This is a genomic window from Kitasatospora sp. NPDC002040 (assembly GCF_040296785.1).
In the GTDB taxonomy this organism is placed as follows: domain Bacteria; phylum Actinomycetota; class Actinomycetes; order Streptomycetales; family Streptomycetaceae; genus Kitasatospora.
The window spans coordinates 26,708-45,321 of sequence record NZ_JBEOXV010000026.1 but is presented as its reverse complement, the minus strand read 5'-3'; the positions used below and the strand labels follow the sequence as shown (position 1 = coordinate 45,321).

Genomic DNA, 18,614 nt, shown 5'->3' with positions numbered 1-18,614 from the left:
GCACCGCGAAGAGCGGCGGCGAACACGAGGGAGCCCAAGTGAGCAGCGATCGGGACGGCGTCTACGTCGGCGACAACGCGGCGGAGGACGACGACGACTGGTCGGACGTTCCTGACTACTCCCCACCGTCCTGGTACACCCAGAGCGATGCGTCCGCTGCGCCCGCGCCCGCCCCGGCTCCCGCACCTGCTCCGGTGCCTGCGCCTGCACCGGTTCCGGTCCCGCCGGTCGCCCAGGCCGCGCCGGTCCCCCCGGCGCCGGTGCCCGCGCCCGTGCCCGAGATGACCGAGACCGCGGTCCTTCCGCCGGTCGCCCCCGGGCCCGAACCCGCCCCCGCACCGGTCGAGTTGCAGTCCGCCCCGGCGCCCGCGCCCGCTCCCGCTCCGGTGCCCGCGCCTGCTCCCGCGCCCGCCCCGCCGGTGGCCGAGGCTCCCCCGGCACCCGCACCGCAGCCGCAGCCGTACCCGCAGCAGGCCCCGCCGCCCCAGCCGTACCCCCAGCAGCAGCCGCCGCAGCAGCCGTACCCCCAGCAGGCCCCGCCGCCGCCGGTCGACCCGCGCCAGGGCGGCTGGCCGCAGCCACCCCAGCAGCCGTACCCGCAGCAGCAGATGCCGCCCCAGCACCAGCCGCAGCCGCAGCCGTACCCGCAGCAGGCCATGCCGCAGGCCCCCGTCGCGTTCCAGGGGCAGGGCGGCCAGCAGCCGATGGCGCACGGTGCGGCACTCGGCTACACCGCCGCGGTCGAGCTGTCCTCGGACCGGCTGCTGCGCGGCCAGCCGAAGCAGCAGCGCGAGTCCCGGTTCAAGTTCGGCGGCAAGCAGGCGGAGGCCGACCGGGCCCGCCGGCTGGAGGTGATCCGCACCCCGGTGCTGAGCTGCTACCGGATCGCGGTGATCAGCCTCAAGGGCGGCGTCGGCAAGACCACGACCACCACCTCGCTCGGCGCCACGCTGGCCACCGAGCGCCAGGACAAGGTGATCGCGATCGACGCCAACCCGGACGCCGGCACCCTCGGCCGCCGGGTGAAGCGCCAGACCGGCGCGACCATCCGCGACCTGGTGACGGCCATCCCGCACCTGCGCAGCTACATGGACGTCCGTCAGTTCACCTCGCAGGACCTGCACTCGGGCCTGGAGATCCTGGCCAACGACGTCGACCCGGCCGTCTCGACCACCTTCAACGACTCGGACTACCGCTCGGTGATCCAGGTGCTCGGGCAGCACTACCCGATCATCCTGACCGACTCCGGCACCGGTCTGCTCTACAGCGCGATGCGCGGGGTGCTCGACCTGGCCGACCAGCTGATCGTGGTCTCCACCCCCAGCGTGGACGGCGCCAGTTCGGCCTCCACCACGCTGGACTGGCTCTCCGCGCACGGCTACGCCGACCTGGTGCAGCGCTCCATCACGGTGGTCTCCGGGGTCCGCGAGACCAGCAAGATGATCAGGGTCGAGGACATCGTCGCGCACTTCCAGACCCGCTGCCGCGGCGTCGTGGTGGTCCCGTTCGACGAGAGCCTGGCGGCCGGCGCCGAGGTCAACCTGGCGATGATGCGGCCCAAGGTCAGGGACGCCTACTTCGAACTCGCCACCCTGGTCGGCGAGGACATCGTGCGCGCCCAGCACGCGGCCGGCGGCTGGGGCCAGCCCCAGCAGGGCGGTTACCCCGGCCAGCCGCCGCAGCAGGGCTACCCCGGGTACCCGCAGCAGGGCGGCTACCCGCCCCAGCAGCCCGGCTACCCCCAGCAGGGCGGTTACCCGGGCCAGCCCGCGCCCGGCGCACCGTGGGCACCGCAGCCCGGCTACGGCCAGCAGCCGCCGCCCCCGCCCGGCGCCCAGCCGCTCCCGCAGGAGTGGTCCCAGCAGGGTCAGCAGCAACAGCAGCAGCCGCCCGGCTACGGCTACCCCCCGCCGCCGCAGCAGCCCGAGGGCCAGCAGCCGCCGCCCCCGCCGGGGTACGGCTACCCGCCGCCGCAACAGCAGCAGTAGGAACACGGAAGGGGCGCGGTTCTCCGCGCCCCTTCCGCATTCCGGCCCGGTCAGGCGGGTGACGACCCGTCGGTCAGCTCCCTGGCCCGCTTCACGTCGTCGGCCATCCGGTCCAGCAGCGCGTCGATCGAGTCGAACTTCTCCATCCCGCGCAGGTACGCCAGGAAGTCGACCGCCACGTGCAGGCCGTACAGGTCGAGGCCGACCCGGTCGATGGCGTACGCCTCGACCGTCCGCTCGGTGCCGTCGAAGGTCGGGTTGGTGCCGACCGAGATCGCCGCGGGCATCCGCTCACCGGCCGCCGTCAGCCAGCCCGCGTACACCCCGTCGGCCGGGATCGCGCTGTGCGGAACGGTGTCCACGTTGGCGGTCGGGAAGCCCAACTCCCGTCCGCGCTGGGCACCCTGGACCACGATGCCCTCGACCCGGTGCGGCCGGCCGAGCACCTCGGCGGCCCCGGTCAGATCACCCTCGGCGACCAGCCGGCGGATCAGCGTGGACGAGAACGGCTCCCCGTCACCGGCCTGTCCGCGCACCTGGAGGTCGAGCACCTCCACCTCGAAGTCGGCCGACCGGCCCAGCTCCGCGAGCAACTCGACGTTCCCGGCGGCCCGGTGGCCGAAGCGGAAGTTCGGGCCCTCGATCACCAGCCGGGCGCGCAGCGCCTCCACCAGCACCTGCTGGACGAAGAACTCCGGCGACTCCTTCGAGAACTCCATCGTGAACGGCAGCACCAGCACCGCGTCCACCCCGAGCGCCTCGATCAGCTCGGCCCGGCGCGGCTGCGGTGCCAGCAGCGGCGGGTGGCTGCCCGGGCGGACCACCTCGCTCGGGTGCGGGTCGAAGGTGACCACGACGGCCTTGGCCTCCAGCTCACGGGCGCGCTTCACCGCCCGACTGATGATCAGTTGGTGGCCGCGGTGCACACCGTCGAACGATCCGATGGTGACGACGCTGCGCCCCCAGTCCCCGGGGATCTCCTCCAGGCCAAGCCAGCGCTGCACCCTGACCGCTCCTCGTTCCGAACCGGCGTGCGTTCCCCGCACGCTCTCGCTTCCTACCGAACCCCTATAGCGTGCCATGCGCCCGAAGCTGTGTCGGCACCAGCGTCACCCAACCCGGCCCGCCGGACGGACCACCGCGCCCCGCTCGGCCTCCGCGGCCGCGTACTGCGGATCGCGGCCGCCCGCCACCAGCAGCCGCATCCGGGCCAGCAGCGGGCCCCCGTGCGGTCCCGGCTCGGTGCTCGGCCACTCCGCCAACAGCCGGGCGAAACCGGCCGAACGACCGGCCCCGCGGACCAGCGCGGCATCCACCTCGGACCGCCCCGCCTCGGCGATCAACCGGATCAACTTCCGTGTCTCCGAGGCCTGTTGATCCCGACAGCGGTCGGCCAACAGCTCCACCACCGGCACCAGCACCACCGGGTCCCGCTCCACCGCGAGCAGCGTCTCCAGCAGCCGGGGCGGCCGGGCCGGATCGGTCAGCAGCACCGCCAGCAGCCGGCGCAGGGCCGACGGCCGGGCGGCCGCCTCGGCCAGCACCACTCCGGGCTCCGCCCCGCCGTCCAGCAACGCCGCCAGGTACTCGGCCACCTGGCCGGACCGCTCCGGTTGCCGGTGCAGCAGCTCGGCCGCCAGCTCCAGACCCGGCCCGAGCAGCGCCGGAGCACCGGCCAGCACCCGGAGCGCCGCCGCGACCGCCCCGCCCGGCGCGGTCAGACGGCTCCGGAAGGCGGCCAGCACCGGCTCCGGATCGGTGGCCAGCGCCGGGGCCAGCGCCTCGGCGGTGAGGAAGGGATCGTCCCCGGCATAGGCGGCCAACGCCGCCCCCAGGTGTTCCGACCTGGTCGCCGGGTCGGAGACCAGCAGCGCCAGCGCCGCGCCGTGCAGGGCCGGCTCCTGCTCCCGGGCGAGCAGGGTCCTGGCCGCGTACCGCAGCAGGTCGGCGCCCGTCCCGGTGGCGTACGGGGCCGCCCGCAGCGCATGCACGGCCGCCGCCACGTGCCACTCCGGGCCCGGGTGGTGGCTCCACCGGTCCACCGCCCGGCAGAGCGCGGAGGGCTCCGCCACGGCCAGCTCGGCCAGCAGCGCGTCCGCTCTCGGATGGGCCGCGATCGCCAGTGACTCCGTCAGGTCGTCGACCGCGAGACCGCGGTGCGCCCACAGCAGGTCGTGCGCGAGGTCGGTGACGGCACCGGCCCGGGTCTCGCCGAACCACCGGCAGAGCAGCGGCAGCACCGTGCGCGGATCGTCCGTCAGCAACTCGGCCACCGCCGCCCCGACTTCCTGACCGGCCGTCACCAGCAGCCGCAGCAGCTCCAGCCGGTCGGCCGGCGGAAGCGGCAGGCCGACCCAGAACTCGGCCCCCAGCCCACCTCCGCCGCGCTCCGCGATCCGCTCCAACAGTGGGCGGTGCAGCGCCGGTTCCGGGCTGGCCGCCAGGCCGTCCAGCAGCAGCCGCCTGGCCCACCAGTCCTCCTCGGGCCCGGCTGCCGTCTCCACCCCGCGCCACAGCCGCCACAGCCACGGGTCCACCCCGGCCGCCCCGTGCCGCTCCCCGACCCCGCGCAGCGCCCACAGCACCACCCCGACCCGGTGCCGGGGCACGCCCCCGGCGGGCAGCGCGGCCCCCTCCGCCGGGGCCGCCTCCGCCCCCTCCAGCAGCAGCCGCAGCGCGGCGTCCAGGTCCAGCTGGCCGCCCTGCAGCCAGTCGGCGAGGTCCTCGTGGGCGAACCGGTAGCCGGGCCCGGCCGGGACGAACAGCCGCTCGGCCAGCACCGCCCCGGCCCAGCCGCCCTCGGCGGGGAACAGCTCGGCGAAGGCACCCGGGTCGAGGGCGCCGTGGCCGGTGCCCAGCATCCGGTGGGCCGCCTCCCGGACCCGGTCGCCGACGGCCGTGGCGAGCCGCTGGAGCTGCTCCCGGTCCTCCGCCCGCAGCGGGGCCGCCGCGGTGCCCCGGCGGTGCGCCCCGGCCCGTCTGGGCCCGGCCCCGGCCAGCAGCCGCCGGGCGGCCCGGCCGCAGCCCAGCTCCAGGTACGCCGCGTACAGCGGGCCGCGCTCCAGCGCCTCGCCCACCTCCCCGGCCAGCCGCACCGACAGCGGGTGCTCCCCCGGCCCGGGCGCGCCGTACCGCCGCGCCACCCGCTCCCCCGCCTCGGCGGGCAGCGGACCCAGCCCGTGCACCGCCGCGCCCGGCAGCCCGGCCCAGCTCTCCGGCCGACAGGCCGTCAGCAGCCGTGCCCCGCCCTGCTCCAGCCACTGCGCGGACGCCGCCAGCCACTCCCCCGGCACCGCGAACGGTGCCTCCTCCGGCGCGTCCAGCACCACCAGCAGCGGGCGTCCGGCCTCCGCGCAGAGCCGCAGCAGCGCGTCCCCGGCCGGGCCCGCCACCCCCAGCAGCTCTGCCGCTCCCGCCAGCCGGCGTTCGACCGCAGCCGCCACGGTGGCGTCCGCCGCGGTCAGATCGGCGCCGCGAAGCCAGACCGTGGGCAGCGGCTGCGGCCCGCCCGCGCGGCGGACCGCGAGGGCCGCCAGCTCGGTGCTCCGCCCGCTGCCCGCCGCCCCGACCAGCACACTGACGGTCGCCTGCGGCTCCTCCCCGGTCAGCCCGTCCGACCGGTCCACCCGGTCGGCGGCCAGATCGGCGATCCGGCCCGGCCCCGCACTCGCCGAGCCCAGCTGCACCGAACAGAGCGCCAGTACGCCCCCGAGGTTCAGCGCCCGGCCGTACGCGGGCACCGCCACCGCGTTCCGGCTCCGCAGCCCCGCCAGCTCCGGCCCGGCCAGCGGCAGCGCCCTCGGCCCGTCCGGACCGGCCGCCAGCACGCCCAGCACCGCCCCGGTCTCGGCGTCCAGCACGGGCGCACCCGGGGTCACCGGGCCGCGCAGGTGGGGCAGGTCCAGCAGCAGCGCCCCGTCCTCGGCAAATCCACGGACGCCGCCCTGGAGCTGGATCAACTCCCAGACTCCGGCCGCCAGTTGGGAGACCGAGACCAGCCCGCTGCCCAAGCCGTCGGCGATCGCCGACGGGCCGATCGGGACGCCGCCGACCGACTCCGTCCGCAGCACCGCCAGGCCGGCACCGGGCAGGACGTCCACGCAGTCCGTGCCGAGCACCCTGGTCTGCCCGCCCGGCAGGTGCAGCACCAGGTGCTCCGCCCCCGCCACCGCCTGATGGGCCGTCAGCACCGACCCCTGCCGGTCCGCCACGAACCCCAGCCCTCGGACCAACCCGTCCGGCCCACAGATCCGCAGCAGCCCCTCGGCCATCCCGCGCCCGCCCCTCAGCAGCCCGCCACCGCCCGGAGCCTGCCCGGACAGCCGCGTACGCCACCCCATCCGGACCCGGACTCACCTCTTCGGGTGAATCCGGCGCACGGTCCGGAAGACAGGGGCTCGGGGAACTGCGACGCCGACCTCAGGAGCGTTCAACGTACGTACCTGGCCGGGCACTCTGCCTTTCGACCAAAGGTCAGCCGACGAAGACCGCGACGGGCTTGGCGTGCCCCGCCTTCTCCTCGATCAGGGCCAGGAAGCGCCCCTCCGGGTCGAAGACCGCGATCGGCCCGTCCACGCCCAGCCCGGGCGCCGCCAGCTTCATGCCGTGCGCCAGCAGCCGCGCCTGCTCCGCGTCCACGTCCCAGCGGGGGAACGCCGCAGCCGCCGCCTCGGCGATCGGCAGCACCTCCAGCTTCTCCTCCAACTGCTCCAGCGTCCGCGCCGATTCGAGCCCGTACGGCCCGACCCTGGTCCGCCGGAGCGCGGTCAGGTGGCCGCCGACACCGAGCCCGGCGCCCAGGTCCCGGGCCAGCGCCCGGATGTACGTCCCGGAGGAGCACTCCACCGTGACGTCCAGGTCGATCACCGGGGTGCCGTCCTCGGCCACCGCCGACCGCTGCTCGTGCACCACGAAGGAGTGGATCGTGGTCGGCCGGGCCGCGAGCTCGAACTCCTCGCCCTCCCGGACCCGGGCGTACGACCGCTTCCCGTCGATCTTGATCGCACTGACCTTCGACGGCACCTGCATGATCTCGCCGGTCAGCCCGGCGATCCCGGCGTCGATGGCGGCCCGCTCGATGCCCGAGGCGTCCGCCGAGGAGGTGACGTCACCCTCGCGGTCGTCGGTCACGGTGTCCTGCCCGAGCCGGATGGTGGCCTCGTAGGTCTTGGCGGTGAGCATCAGGTGCCCGAGCAGCCGGGTGGCCCGCTCGACCCCGATCACCAGCACGCCGGTCGCCATCGGGTCCAGCGTGCCCGCGTGCCCGACCTTCCGCGTCCCGGCCAGCCAGCGCAGCTTGGCCACCACCCCGTGCGAGGTCAGGCCCTCCGGCTTGTCGACAATGACCAGGCCGTCGGGGCCGGTTCCCTTACGCTTCATCAGCTCTTTTTCTGTACGGAGAAAGTCAGGACGTCGGCAGCGCGGCCCGGAACCGGGCGATCGTCGCGTCCACGTCCTCGCGCGCGGAGAAGCCCGCCGCGAACCGGTGCCCGCCGCCGCCGAGCTCGGCACAGACGGCGGCCACGTCGACGGCGCCCTTGGCCCGGCAGGAGCCGCGCAGGGTGCCGTCCGGGTCCTGCTTGAGCACCAGCGCCACCTCGGCCTCGGCCGGGCGGCGCAGCACGTCGATCAGGCCCTCGATCTCTTCGACCGTGACGCCGAACAGCGCCAGGTCCTGGTACGGCACCCAGCTCCACACCAGGCCGCGCCCGCCGGCCGCCTGGGGCTCGTAGACGGCCCGGTCCAGCGCACCGGCCAGCACCTTGAGGAAGCCGAAGGAGGAGGTGTCCCAGAGCTGGCGGGAGATCAGGTCGTGCCGGATACCAGTGGCCAGCAGCCGCCCGGCCAGCTCATGGGTGGCGGGGGTGGTGGCCGCGTACTTGAACGACCCGGTGTCGGTGGCCACGCCGGTGTAGAGGCAGGCCGCCAGGTCCTGGTCGAGCGGCACGCCGAGCCGCCGGAGCAGCTCGTCCACCAGCACGGCGGTGGCCGGGGCGGACGGGTCGATCAGACGGTGGGTGCCGAAGCCGGGGTTGGAGGCGTGGTGGTCGATCACCACCAGCGCGGGGGCCGCGAACGCCTTGGCGTGCAGCAGCCCGAGCCGGCTCTCGGCCGCCACGTCGAAGCAGAGCACCAGCTCCGGCACCTCCGGCACCGCGGCGGCCGGCACGATCAGCTCCTGACCGGGCAGGAAGCTCAGCGACTCCGGGATCACCTGCGGGTCGTCGCCGAACGAGACCCGGACCTCGCGCCCGAGCGAGCGCAGCGCCAGACCGGCCGCCAGGGCCGAGCCGAGCGCGTCGCCGTCCGGCTTGATGTGGCAGATCAGGTCGACCGACCGGGCCTGCCCGACCAGCTCGACCACCCGCTGCCACTCCGCCGCCAGGGCTGACGCCCCGGAGGCGGGCGACGACTCGCTGCGAGGCCCCGGAAGCACCGCGAGGGCACCATCCACCGTGTCGGTGGACGATGCCCCCTGGCCGGGGTCGACCGGCTCGGCGGTCATGGTTACTCGTCCTCGTCGTCGCGCTCGGCGGCCGGCACCCGGTAGGGGTCGGCGTCCCCGGCGAAGGTGGCACCGGCGGCGGCGGTACGGACCGCCGCGTCGGAGACCCGCGCCTTGTCGAGCAGCTCGTCGATGTTCTTCGCGTTGTCCGGCAGTGCGTCCGCGATGAAGGTCAGCGACGGGGTGAAGCGCACCCCGGTCTGCTTGCCGACCTCGGAGCGGAGCACGCCCTTGGCGCTCTCCAGTGCGGCCGCGCTGGCCTCGCGCTCGGCCTCGTCACCGTAGACGGTGTAGAAGACGGTGGCCTCGCGCAGGTCACCGGTCACCCGGGTGTCGGTGATGGTCACGTAGCCCAGCCGCGGGTCCTTGATCCGGCGTTGCAGGGTCTCGGCCACCACCACCTGAATGCGGTCGGCGAGCTTGCGCGCCCTTGCGGTGTCGGTCACGTTGCCTCCTCGTGCAGTGAGCGCGGTACCCGGGTCACGGACGCACCGGGTGCGGCCCTGGCCCCAAAGTACCTGCCCGCGCCCAGCCTTGTGGGCGCTCTCGGTCCTCGTCGGTGTGACGGTGCTGACGTCGCACCACCGCGCACACCCTCAGTCATCGTCGTCGTTGTGAAGGCGCCTCCTGGCGGAGAGCAGCATCACCTCGGGGCGGCCGACGACGAGCCGCTCACAGCTGTCCAGGATCTCGGTGACGTACCCGGCGTCGCCGGACACCACCGCCAGGCCGATCTCGGCCCTCCGGTGCAGATCCTGGTTCCCGACTTCTGCGGCGCACACGCTGTACTTGCGCGCCAGTTCGGCCACGATGGGCCGCACGATCGAACGCTTCTCCTTGAGCGAGTGGACGTCGCCGAGCAGGAGGTCGAACGTGAGTGTTCCTACGAACATGTGTGACAGGTCAAGCCGACCTGAAGGCCTCGGGGAATCGCCCGAACGGGCGTCACCGAGGCTAACAGCGAGACCGGGGCCGGTCGACGGGATTTGCATCCCGTCGACCGGCCCCGGCAGCCACTGCTAGGACCGCGGCTTCTCGCGCATCTCGTAGGTCTCGATGATGTCCTCGACCTTGATGTCGTTGAACGACCCCAGGGTCACACCGGCCTCGAAGCCCTCGCGCACCTCGGTCGCGTCGTCCTTGAAACGACGCAGACCCTCGATGGTGAGGTTCTCGGTGATGAGCTTGCCGTCGCGGATGAGACGGGCCTTGGCGTTGCGGCGCAGCAGACCCTCGCGGACGATGACACCCGCGATGTTGCCGAACTTGGAGGAACGGAACACCTCGCGGATCTCCGCGGAGCCGAGGCGCACCTCCTCGTACTCGGGCTTGAGCAGGCCCTTGAGCGCGTTCTCGATCTCCTCGATGGCCTGGTAGATGACCGAGTAGTACCGGACATCCACGCCTTCCTTCTCGGCAGCCGTACGGGCGCGGCCTTCGGCGCGCACGTTGAAGCCGATGATGATGGCGTCCGAGCCCATCGCGAGGTCGACGTCCGACTCGGTGATCGCACCGACGCCGCGGTGCAGCACCCGGAGCTCCACCTCCTCGCCCACGTCGAGCTTGACGAGGGCGTCCTCGAGGGCTTCGACGGAACCGGAGACGTCACCCTTGATGATGAGGTTGAGCTGCTCGATCGAGCCCGCTGCGATGGCCTTGTCCAGGTCCTCGAGCGAGATCCGGACCCGACGCTGCGCGAACGCGGCGTTGCGGTCACGGGCCGAGCGCTTCTCGGCGATCTGACGGGCGGTGCGGTCCTCGTCGACGACGATGAAGCTGTCGCCGGCGCGGGGCACCGAGGTCAGACCGAGCAGCAGCACCGGACGGGACGGGCCCGCCTCGGCGAGGCTGTTGCCGTTCTCGTCCAGCATCGCGCGGACGCGGCCGTAGGCGTCGCCGACCACGATCGAGTCACCGACGCGGAGGGTACCGCGCTGCACGAGCACGGTCGCCATGGCGCCGCGGCCCTTGTCGAGGTGGGCTTCGATCGCAATACCCTGCGCGTCCTGCTCCGGGTTGGCCCGCAGGTCGAGCGAGGCGTCCGCGGTCAGGACCACGGCCTCCAGCAGCGAGTCGATGTTCAGACCCTGGCGCGCGGAGATGTCGACGAACATGGTGTCGCCGCCGTACTCCTCGGCCACCAGACCGAACTCGGTCAGCTGACCGCGGACCTTGGTCGGGTCGGCGCCCTCGACGTCGATCTTGTTGACCGCGACCACGATCGGCACACCGGCGGCCTTGGCGTGGTTAAGCGCCTCGACCGTCTGCGGCATGACACCGTCGTTGGCCGCGACCACCAGGATCGCGATGTCGGTGGACTTGGCACCACGGGCACGCATGGCGGAGAACGCCTCGTGACCCGGGGTGTCGAGGAAGGTGATCGGACGCTCTTCGCCGTTCACCACGGTGGCGACCTGGTAGGCACCGATGTGCTGGGTGATGCCACCGGCCTCGCCGGCCACCACGTTGGACTTGCGGATCGCGTCCAGCAGGCGGGTCTTACCGTGGTCGACGTGACCCATGACGGTGACGACCGGCGGGCGCGGGGCCAGCATGTCCTCGTCGCCCTCGTTGACACCGAAGTCGATGTCGAACGACTCGAGCAGCTCGCGGTCCTCGTCGTCGCGGCTGACGATCTCGAGCTGGAAGCCCATCTCGTCGGCCAGCAGCTGGAGCGTGTCGTCCGAGACCGACTGGGTCGCGGTGACCATCTCACCGAGGTTGAACATCACCGAGACGAGCGCGGCCGGGTTGGCGTTGATCTTCTCGGCGAAGTCCGTCAGGGACGAGCCCCGCGACAGGCGAACGGTGGAACCGTTGCCACGCGGCAGCATGACGCCGCCGACCGACGGGGCCTGCATGGCCTCGTACTCCTGGCGCTTCGCCCGCTTCGACTTGCGGCCACGCGCCGGGCGACCGCCCGGACCGCGACCGAAGGCGCCCTGCGTGCCACCACGGGCACCCGGGCCACCGGGACGACCACCGAAACCACCGGGACGCGGGCCGAAGCCGCCGCCGCCACCGGGGGCACCGCCACCGGGACGGGGGCCGCCGAAGCCGCCACCGGCCGGACGCGAGCCCGGACCGGCCGCACGGCCGGCGAAGCCGGGACGAGCGCCACCGGCGCCACCGGCACCCGGAGCACCCGGACGGCCACCGGGGCCACCCGGACCACGGCCACCGGGGCCACCGGGACGCGCGGCACCCGGAGCGGGACGCTGCGGCATCATGCCGGGGTTCGGACGCGGCATACCGGACGGGCTGGGCCCACCCGGACGCGGACCGGCCGGACGGGGCATCCCGTCGGGACGCGGCGCACCGGCACCACCCGGACGCGGAGCGCCACCGGGACCGGCGGCGGGACGCGGACGGTCGCCACCGGGACGCGGAGCGCCACGGTCGGCACCCGGCGCACCAGCGGGACGCGGACGGTCGCCACCGGGACGCGGAGCGCCACGGTCGGCACCCGGCGCACCGGCCGGACGCGGACGGTCGCCGCCCGGACGGGCCGGACGCTCGCCGGCGGGGGCGCCGGCACCCGGACGCGCGGCACCGGGAGCAGCCGGACGGCGCTCGCCGGGGCGGCCCATGCCGGTCGCGGAACCAGAGGTGAAGGGGTTGTTGCCCGGACGGGGACCGGCCGGACGCGGGCCCGGACGGGCCGACGGGTTGGCCGCCGCCGGACGGGCAGCCGGAGCAGCGGCGGCCGGACGGGCCGGCGCCTCCGCAGCGGCGTCACCGGCGGGAGCCGGCGAGGAGAACTCGGCCGCCGGAGCAGCCGGGGCCGCAGCGGCCGGGGCGGGACGCGCGGCGGCCGGGCGCGGGCCCGGGGCAGCGGCGGCCGGCTTCGGCGCGGCGGGGGCGGCCGGGGCGGCGGGAGCCGCGGCGGCCGGGGTCGGACGGGGACCGGGGGTCGCGGCGGGCCGCGGTCCCGGAGTGGGGGCACCCGGCTTGGGTGCGGCCGCACCGGCGGGAGCACCACCGGCGGGCTGGGGCGCCGCGGGCTTCCGCGGGCCAGGCTTGGCGGCGCCGCCGGTGGGCGGCACTCCCAAAGCGTCAGTCAACTTGCGCACGACCGGCGCCTCGATCGTCGAGGACGCCGAACGGACGAACTCACCGAGCTCGGTGAGCTTGGCCATGACGGCCTTGCTCTCCAAGCCAAGTTCCTTGGCGAGTTCATATACCCGGACCTTAGCCACTGTGCTCCTGTCTACGTGTCCGGGGTATTCGTCCGCCGGACTATCGCTACTTCATGGGCGTACTCATCGCGTACTCATCGAGTGCTCATCGCAATCTCGACCTACTTCCAACTCGCGAGGTACCTGACGTGTGCGCGCCGCACGAGGCTCTGCCAGCTCTGTGCGGTGCTTGTTGCGATGGTTCTTCAGCCTGCCGGGGTGTCACCGGCCCGCTGCTCGACGAACTCGGACAGGTCCGCGGTGTCGAGCATCCCCTGGAGCCGGAAGGCCCTGGGAAAAGCCCGGCGGCGGACCGCGAGGTCGAGGCAGGTCGGGTCGGGGTGCAGATGTGCGCCCCGGCCCGGCAGTGCGCCGCGGGGATCGGGGACACAGACGCCCTCGATCGCCACGACACGCAACAGCTGGTGCTTGGCCGCTCGCTTGCGGCAGCCCACGCAGGTGCGTTCCGGGCATGCTCGGACATGCGTCCGGCCAGACAACCTCAAGTCTACCCCTCCGGAGGGACCTGGCGCCGCCCCGCCGATTGCGGGCAGGACAGCGACAACGTGACTAGGCGTCGCGGGATTCCCCGCGCTCGCTCCCGGCAGGGGCCTCGGTGTCCGGCCGGATGTCGATCCGCCAGCCGGTCAGACGGGCGGCGAGGCGGGCGTTCTGGCCCTCCTTGCCGATCGCCAGCGACAGCTGGTAGTCCGGCACGATCACCCGGGCGGAGCGCGCGTAGAGGTCCACAATCTCCACGCTCGTCACCCGTGCGGGGGACAGCGCGGCCGCGACCATGTCCGCCGGGTCCTCCGACCAGTCGACGATGTCGATCTTCTCGCCGTGCAGCTCGGCCATCACGTTGCGCACCCGGGCGCCCATCGGGCCGATGCAGGCGCCCTTGGCGTTCAGGCCCTGACGGCGCGACCAGACGGCGATCTTGGTGCGGTGGCCGGCCTCGCGGGCGATCGCGGCGATCTCGACGCTGCCGTCGGCGATCTCCGGGACCTCCAGCGCGAACAGCTTCTTCACCAGGCTGGGGTGGGTGCGCGAGAGCGTCACGGACGGGCCGCGGACGCCCCGGCGGACGGCCACCACGTAGCACTTCAGCCGGGTGCCGTGCTTGTAGTCCTCGCCCGGCACCTGCTCCTGCGGCGGGAGGATGGCCTCCAGCTTGCCGATGTCGACCAGGATGTTCTTGGGGTCGTTGCCCTGCTGGACGACACCGGTGACGATGTCGCCCTCCTTGCCCGCGTACTCGCCGAAGGTCTGGTCGTCCGCGGCGTCCCGGAGGCGCTGCAGGATGACCTGCTTGGCGGTCGAGGCGGCGATCCGGCCGAAGCCGCTCGGGGTGTCGTCGAACTCCTTCGGCTCGACGCCCTCGTCCAGCTCGTCCGCGTCCTCGAGCGCCCAGACCGTCACGTGCCCGGACTTGCGGTTCAGCTCGACCCGCGCCTTGCGGCGGGAGCCCTCGGTGCGGTGGTACGCGATGAGGAGGGCCGATTCGATCGATCCGACCAGCAGTTCGAACGGGATGTTCTTCTCGGTAACCAGCCCACGCAGGGCGCTCATGTCGATGTCCACGGCTACGCCTCCTCTTCCCTCTTCACGTTCACGTTCACGTTCATGTGTGGTGCGGTGCTCACTCGTCGTCTTCGTCGGTGCTGTCGTCGTCGAGGTCCTCGACCTCCGACTCGTCGAGCAGCCCCTCGTCTTCCTTGCGGTTGAACTCGACCTGGACCCGGGCGCGGGCGACCTCGGTGAACTCCAGGCGGCGCTCCTTGGGCTTGCCGCGGCCCTTCACCGGCTGCACCTCGACCAGGGCGCCGTTCTCGTCGCTCTCCAGCACCCGGGCGGTGATCTCGCCACCGTCCACCAGGTGGATCCGGGCCAGGCGGCCCTCGGCCCGGCGCCAGTGGCGGGGCTCGTTCAGCGGACGCTCGGCCCCGGGGGAGCCGACCTCCAGCACGTACGGGGCGGTGCCCATGACGTCCTCGGCGGCGTCCAGGCTCTCGCTGACCACCCGGCTGAACTCGGCGATCGCGTCCATGTCCACGCCGCCGTCGGCGTCCACGTCGATCTGCACCTGACGGCGGTTGCCCGCCTGGGTCACCTTGACCTCTTCGAGGTCGAGACCGGCCTCGGCGGCCAGCGGCTCGAGCAACGCACGCAACCGGTCGGTGGGGGTGGTGCTCATCCGGGTGACTCCTCGGCCGCGTCTGCTGTTGTCGGTAGGTGCTGTCTGAAGCCGCAAGCCTATCGGGTCGGACCCCAAACCACCGATTCCGCTCGGCGCACGGAGCCCCCGTACGCACCGCCTGCGAGCAAGGTCACAACGGGCCGGATGGCGATTCTGTAATGATGCACGGCAGCGGGGGCTGCGCGGGCTCCCCCATGACCTCTCCGGGAGCACCTCCATGCTGGTCCTCACTCGGCGGAGCCTGCTGGCTCTGGGCGCGCTGGGCGGCGCCCAGCTGGTGCTCTGCGGCTGCACCGACGACGGCGGCAGCCCGGACCAGGAGCGGAAGAAGGCGGACGCCGACCTGCCGCTGCGCACCCGCGCGGTCGCCGCCACGGACCAGTTGCTGGCCGGGTACGACGCCGTCCTGGCCGGGCCGGGGGCGGCCCAGGCCGACCGGCTCCGGGCGCTGCGGGCGGAGGTCACCGAGCACCGGGCCGCGCTGGCCACCGGACTGCCCGCCGCCTCGGCCACCGCCTCGGCGTCCGCCACTGCTGCGGGAGCCCCGGTCACCACGGCGGCCCAGCTCGCAGCGGCCGAACGGACCACCGCAGGTGCCCGGTTGGCGGACCTGAGTGCCGCCTCGCCCGAGCTGGCGAAGCTGCTGGCCGTCGTCTCCGCAGCCGGCGCCCTGCACGCGGCGGCGCTCGGCGACACCGCCCCGGTCACCGCCCCCGCAGCCGCCGTGCCCACGCCCACGGCCTCCACGCCTGCGGCCTCCGGGTCTGCAGCCTCCACCCCCGCAGCCTCCGGGTCCACAGCCTCCGGGTCCGCTCCCGCCAAGACGCCGCTGCCGGCCGCCGAGGCCACCGCCCTGCAGACCGCGCTCGCCGCCGAGCACGCCGCCGTCTACGGCTACGGCGTGGTCGGGGCCCGCCAGCCGGTCGGGCCGCAGCGCACCGACGCGCAGACCTCGTACCTGGCCCACCAGGCCGCGCGGGACGCCTGGCAGCGGCTGCTGAACTCCGGCGGCGCCACCCCCACCGCCGCCGCCCCCGGCTACCAGCTGCCCTTCCCGGTGGCCGACGCCGCCGGTGCCAAGCAGCTCGCCGCGCACATCGAGGTCCAGCTCACCGGGGTGTACGCCGCGCTGGTGGCCGCCACCTCCGGCGAGCTGCGGCAGCGGGCGGCGGCCGCGCTGCGGGAGGCCGCGCTGGCAGCCAGGCACTGGGGGGCCGACCAGACCGCCCTGCCCGGCCTGCCCGCCGCCGGGGGCGCCACGCCGAGCCCGTCCGCGAGCGCCTGACCAGCGGTTTCCCCTCGATGGCCGACAATGGGCGGGCAGCACCCCGACCGGACGACGGGGCGGTACCAACCGAGAGGCCAGCATGTCGGCAACAGGTCAGCAGATCACCGTCCCCGAACGCCTCGCAGCCGCTGTCCGGGCCCGGGCGGACCAGGCCGAGCTGGCCTGGCTGGCCGCCCTGCCAGGAACCGTCGCCGACCGGCTCGCCCACTGGGACCTGACCCCGGAGCGGGTGGTGCAGCCCGGCGGCCGGCACGGCCTGGTCTGCACCGTGCTCCGGGCCGACGGCACCAAGGCGGCGCTCAAGACCGTGCTGCCCACCCCGGCCACCGCCCAGGAGCACGCCGCCCTGGCGCACTGGGCCGGCCGCGGCGCCGTCCTGCTGCTGGCCGCCGAACCGGCGGCCGGGGCACTGCTGCTGGAGCGCCTGTACGGGGACATCCCGCTGCGCTCGCTGGCCGAGGGCAAGGCGATGCTGGAGGCCACCAGCCTGCTCCAGCGGCTCTGGCTGCCGCCCGCCGCCGACCACCTGTTCGACACCGTCCCCGACCGGGTCGCCGAGCTCTCCGCCGGCCTGCGCCGCAACCGCGAACTCTCCACCGACGCCCGCCCGTTGGCGGACGAGGCGCTGGAGCTCTCGGCCGCCCTGGCGGCCTCCGAGCCCGAACGGCTGCTGCTGCACGGCGACTTCCACCACGGCAACGTCCTGGCCGCCGACCGCTCACCCTGGCTGGCCGTCTCCCCGCAGCCGCTGGTCGGCGAACGCGCCTACGACCTGGCCTGGTTGGCCCAGGAGCGGCTGGACACCCTGGTCGGCTCCCCCGGCCCGCGCGGCGCCGCCCGCCGCCGGCTGCACCAACTCGCCGACGCGGTCGAGGTGGACCACGACCGGCTGCGCGGCTGGACCCTGTTCCGCACCGTCGAGGCCGGCCTGCGCCACCTCGCCGAGGGCTCCACCGGCACCGCCGAGCTCTACCTGGAATTCGCCGACTGGCTCTGAAGCAACGGGAGCCGGGCCCCCATCACCGCGTACGGACGGAACGTGTTCGGGAACCGCACCATCCGGGCCAGGTCGCGGTAGCCCAGGGCCCGGTACAGCCGCCGGGCGGGCGTGTCGGCGTCGATCGCGGACAGGATGCTGCGCGGCAGCCCGGACCGCTCGCACAGCGTCCGGATCAGCGCGCTGCCCACGCCCCGGCCCTGGAAGTCGGGCAGCACGTGCAGCTCGGTCACGGCGAACACCTCGTCCAGCCAGTCCCCGTACCCGTGCGCCTCCAGGTGCGGCTCGATCACCGTGCTCCACCAGTGCTCGCGCCGGTTCGGCATCCCGTACCCGAAGCCCACCAACTGCTTGCCGCTGAACGCCCCGAAGGCCAGCACACCGGGCTGCTCCGCGTGCCGGCCGACGATCTGCAGCCGGACGGCCACCTCCTCGTCGCTCAGCCCGAACGCGACCGCCTGCACCTCCAGGGCATCGGCCGCCCATGCCGCCAGGTCCACGGCCTCGATCGTCACCTCGGTGAGCTGCTCCATGCCCCGGACGTTACTACTCCGGTGGGCGGCAGTCGGTCAGAACAGCACGCTCATGAAGGCCCCGACCTCGCGGAAACCGACCCGGCTGTACGCGGCCCGGGCCCGGATGTTGTAGTCGTTCACGTAGAGCGAGACGACCGGGGCGACCTCGCGCAGCGCGAACTGGAGCACGGCCGCCATACCGGTCTCGGAGCGGCCCTGGCCGCGGTACTCCGGGGCGACCCAGACGCCCTGGATCTGGCAGGCGCCCGCGGTGACGGCGCCGATCTCGGCCTTGAAGACGACCGAGCCGTCCGGGCCGAAGTGCGCGAAGGACCGGCCGCCCGCGACCAGCTCGGCGACCCGGGCCTGGTAGAGCAGCCCGCCGTCACCGGCCAGCGGGGAGATGCCGACCTCCTCGGTGAACATCGCGACGCAGGCGGGCATCAGGGCCTCGACCTCGTTCCGCAGCACCCGGCGCACCAGCGGGTCCGGCACGATCCCGACGGCGGGCGCGGAGGTGGCCATCAGCGGCTGGTGGGCGCGGACCTCGCGGGCCGGGCCCCAGCTGCGTTCGAGCGAGGCCCAGAGCGCGGCGGTCGCTTCGGCCGGACCGACGATCGAGGAGCAGCGGCGGCCCTGCCTGCGGGCCCGCTCGGCGAAGGCGCGGACGGCCTCGGGGCCGGCGTTCACCAGCACCAGGTTGGCCCCGGCGTAGCAGAGCGAGGCGAGCCGGCCGTCCTCGTCGAACCAGCCCCACATCTCGCCGCCGAGCCGCCAGGGGTCGAGCCCGACCGCCTCGACCCGGGTGGCGACGAAGGCATTGGCGACCGGGTCCCGGTGCAGGATCTCCAGGGTCTCGTCGAGGTCCTGGGGGTCGAGTACCCGCGTGGTCGCCAGGGCCCGGGCCACCTGGAAGGGGCCGGGGAGCATCACACCTCGATCG

At 74.2% G+C, this 18,614-nt stretch carries 15 protein-coding genes; 3 read left to right on the top strand and 12 right to left on the bottom strand.

What is annotated here, in order from left to right; all coding sequences use genetic code 11:
• The first annotated feature begins 38 nt into the window (after positions 1-38).
• Positions 39-1,988, top strand: coding sequence for a nucleotide-binding protein (locus ABT118_RS31040; RefSeq protein WP_350676833.1), 1,950 nt, complete (start codon positions 39-41; stop codon positions 1,986-1,988).
• Positions 1,989-2,038: 50 nt separating this feature from the next.
• Here the strand turns inward: ABT118_RS31040 and ABT118_RS31035 are convergent, their stop codons facing one another.
• The 10 genes from ABT118_RS31035 to rimP form a co-directional block, all read right to left on the bottom strand.
• The gene (locus ABT118_RS31035; RefSeq protein ID WP_350676829.1) at positions 2,039-2,992 is read right to left on the bottom strand and encodes a bifunctional riboflavin kinase/FAD synthetase; all 954 of its coding nucleotides are present in this window, start codon (positions 2,990-2,992) and stop codon (positions 2,039-2,041) included.
• A gap of 105 nt (positions 2,993-3,097) precedes the next feature.
• On the bottom strand, positions 3,098-6,328 hold the full coding sequence (locus ABT118_RS31030; RefSeq protein ID WP_350676824.1) for a serine protease: 3,231 nt from the start codon (positions 6,326-6,328) through the stop codon (positions 3,098-3,100).
• Positions 6,329-6,461: 133 nt separating this feature from the next.
• Complete coding sequence (truB, locus tag ABT118_RS31025) at positions 6,462-7,367, bottom strand: tRNA pseudouridine(55) synthase TruB (RefSeq protein WP_350676819.1); 906 nt, start codon at positions 7,365-7,367, stop codon at positions 6,462-6,464.
• 25 nt (positions 7,368-7,392) lie between these two features.
• The gene (locus ABT118_RS31020; protein WP_350676814.1) at positions 7,393-8,493 is read right to left on the bottom strand and encodes a DHH family phosphoesterase; all 1,101 of its coding nucleotides are present in this window, start codon (positions 8,491-8,493) and stop codon (positions 7,393-7,395) included.
• Positions 8,494-8,495: 2 nt separating this feature from the next.
• The gene (gene rbfA, locus ABT118_RS31015; protein WP_350676811.1) at positions 8,496-8,939 is read right to left on the bottom strand and encodes a 30S ribosome-binding factor RbfA; all 444 of its coding nucleotides are present in this window, start codon (positions 8,937-8,939) and stop codon (positions 8,496-8,498) included.
• Positions 8,940-9,089: 150 nt separating this feature from the next.
• Positions 9,090-9,386 carry a DUF503 domain-containing protein gene (locus tag ABT118_RS31010; protein ID WP_350676805.1) on the bottom strand — a complete coding sequence of 99 codons (297 nt, stop codon included), beginning with the start codon at positions 9,384-9,386 and terminating at the stop codon, positions 9,090-9,092.
• A gap of 126 nt (positions 9,387-9,512) precedes the next feature.
• Positions 9,513-12,692 carry a translation initiation factor IF-2 gene (gene infB / locus ABT118_RS31005; protein WP_350676801.1) on the bottom strand — a complete coding sequence of 1,060 codons (3,180 nt, stop codon included), beginning with the start codon at positions 12,690-12,692 and terminating at the stop codon, positions 9,513-9,515.
• A gap of 185 nt (positions 12,693-12,877) precedes the next feature.
• Positions 12,878-13,171: a YlxR family protein gene (locus ABT118_RS31000; protein WP_350676930.1), complete on the bottom strand. Its 294-nt coding sequence runs from the start codon at positions 13,169-13,171 to the stop codon at positions 12,878-12,880.
• A gap of 70 nt (positions 13,172-13,241) precedes the next feature.
• Positions 13,242-14,255 carry a transcription termination factor NusA gene (nusA, locus tag ABT118_RS30995; RefSeq protein WP_350676794.1) on the bottom strand — a complete coding sequence of 338 codons (1,014 nt, stop codon included), beginning with the start codon at positions 14,253-14,255 and terminating at the stop codon, positions 13,242-13,244.
• A 58-nt stretch (positions 14,256-14,313) separates the two neighbouring features.
• Positions 14,314-14,868, bottom strand: coding sequence for a ribosome maturation factor RimP (gene rimP, locus ABT118_RS30990; RefSeq protein WP_350676785.1), 555 nt, complete (start codon positions 14,866-14,868; stop codon positions 14,314-14,316).
• 220 nt (positions 14,869-15,088) lie between these two features.
• On the opposite strand from rimP, the gene ABT118_RS30985 reads away from it, so the two are divergent.
• Positions 15,089-16,156, top strand: coding sequence for a ferritin-like domain-containing protein (locus tag ABT118_RS30985; RefSeq protein ID WP_350676780.1), 1,068 nt, complete (start codon positions 15,089-15,091; stop codon positions 16,154-16,156).
• Positions 16,157-16,238: 82 nt separating this feature from the next.
• Positions 16,239-17,156, top strand: coding sequence for an aminoglycoside phosphotransferase family protein (locus tag ABT118_RS30980; protein ID WP_350676775.1), 918 nt, complete (start codon positions 16,239-16,241; stop codon positions 17,154-17,156).
• On the opposite strand, the gene ABT118_RS30975 is transcribed toward ABT118_RS30980, so the two are convergent.
• Positions 17,129-17,689, bottom strand: a complete 561-nt coding sequence (locus ABT118_RS30975; protein WP_350676770.1) for a GNAT family N-acetyltransferase — start codon at positions 17,687-17,689, stop codon at positions 17,129-17,131. The two genes, ABT118_RS30980 and ABT118_RS30975, sit on opposite strands and share 28 nt — an antisense overlap.
• Positions 17,690-17,725: 36 nt before the next feature.
• On the bottom strand, positions 17,726-18,601 hold the full coding sequence (locus ABT118_RS30970; protein WP_350676766.1) for a GNAT family N-acetyltransferase: 876 nt from the start codon (positions 18,599-18,601) through the stop codon (positions 17,726-17,728).
• Positions 18,602-18,614 lie beyond the last annotated feature (13 nt).

Excerpts from the sequence above, each read along its gene's own strand:
- ABT118_RS31030 (WP_350676824.1), bottom strand. The coding sequence starts at position 6,328 with ATGGGGTGGCGTACGCGGCTGTCCGGGCAGGCTCCGGGCGGTGGCGGG.
- ABT118_RS30985 (WP_350676780.1), top strand. The coding sequence starts at position 15,089 with ATGCTGGTCCTCACTCGGCGGAGCCTGCTGGCTCTGGGCGCGCTGGGC.
- rimP (WP_350676785.1), bottom strand. The coding sequence starts at position 14,868 with ATGAGCACCACCCCCACCGACCGGTTGCGTGCGTTGCTCGAGCCGCTG.
- ABT118_RS30980 (WP_350676775.1), top strand. The coding sequence starts at position 16,239 with ATGTCGGCAACAGGTCAGCAGATCACCGTCCCCGAACGCCTCGCAGCC.
- ABT118_RS30970 (WP_350676766.1), bottom strand. The coding sequence starts at position 18,601 with ATGCTCCCCGGCCCCTTCCAGGTGGCCCGGGCCCTGGCGACCACGCGG.
- truB (WP_350676819.1), bottom strand. The coding sequence starts at position 7,367 with ATGAAGCGTAAGGGAACCGGCCCCGACGGCCTGGTCATTGTCGACAAG.
- ABT118_RS31020 (WP_350676814.1), bottom strand. The coding sequence starts at position 8,493 with ATGACCGCCGAGCCGGTCGACCCCGGCCAGGGGGCATCGTCCACCGAC.
- ABT118_RS30975 (WP_350676770.1), bottom strand. The coding sequence starts at position 17,689 with ATGGAGCAGCTCACCGAGGTGACGATCGAGGCCGTGGACCTGGCGGCA.
- ABT118_RS31010 (WP_350676805.1), bottom strand. The coding sequence starts at position 9,386 with ATGTTCGTAGGAACACTCACGTTCGACCTCCTGCTCGGCGACGTCCAC.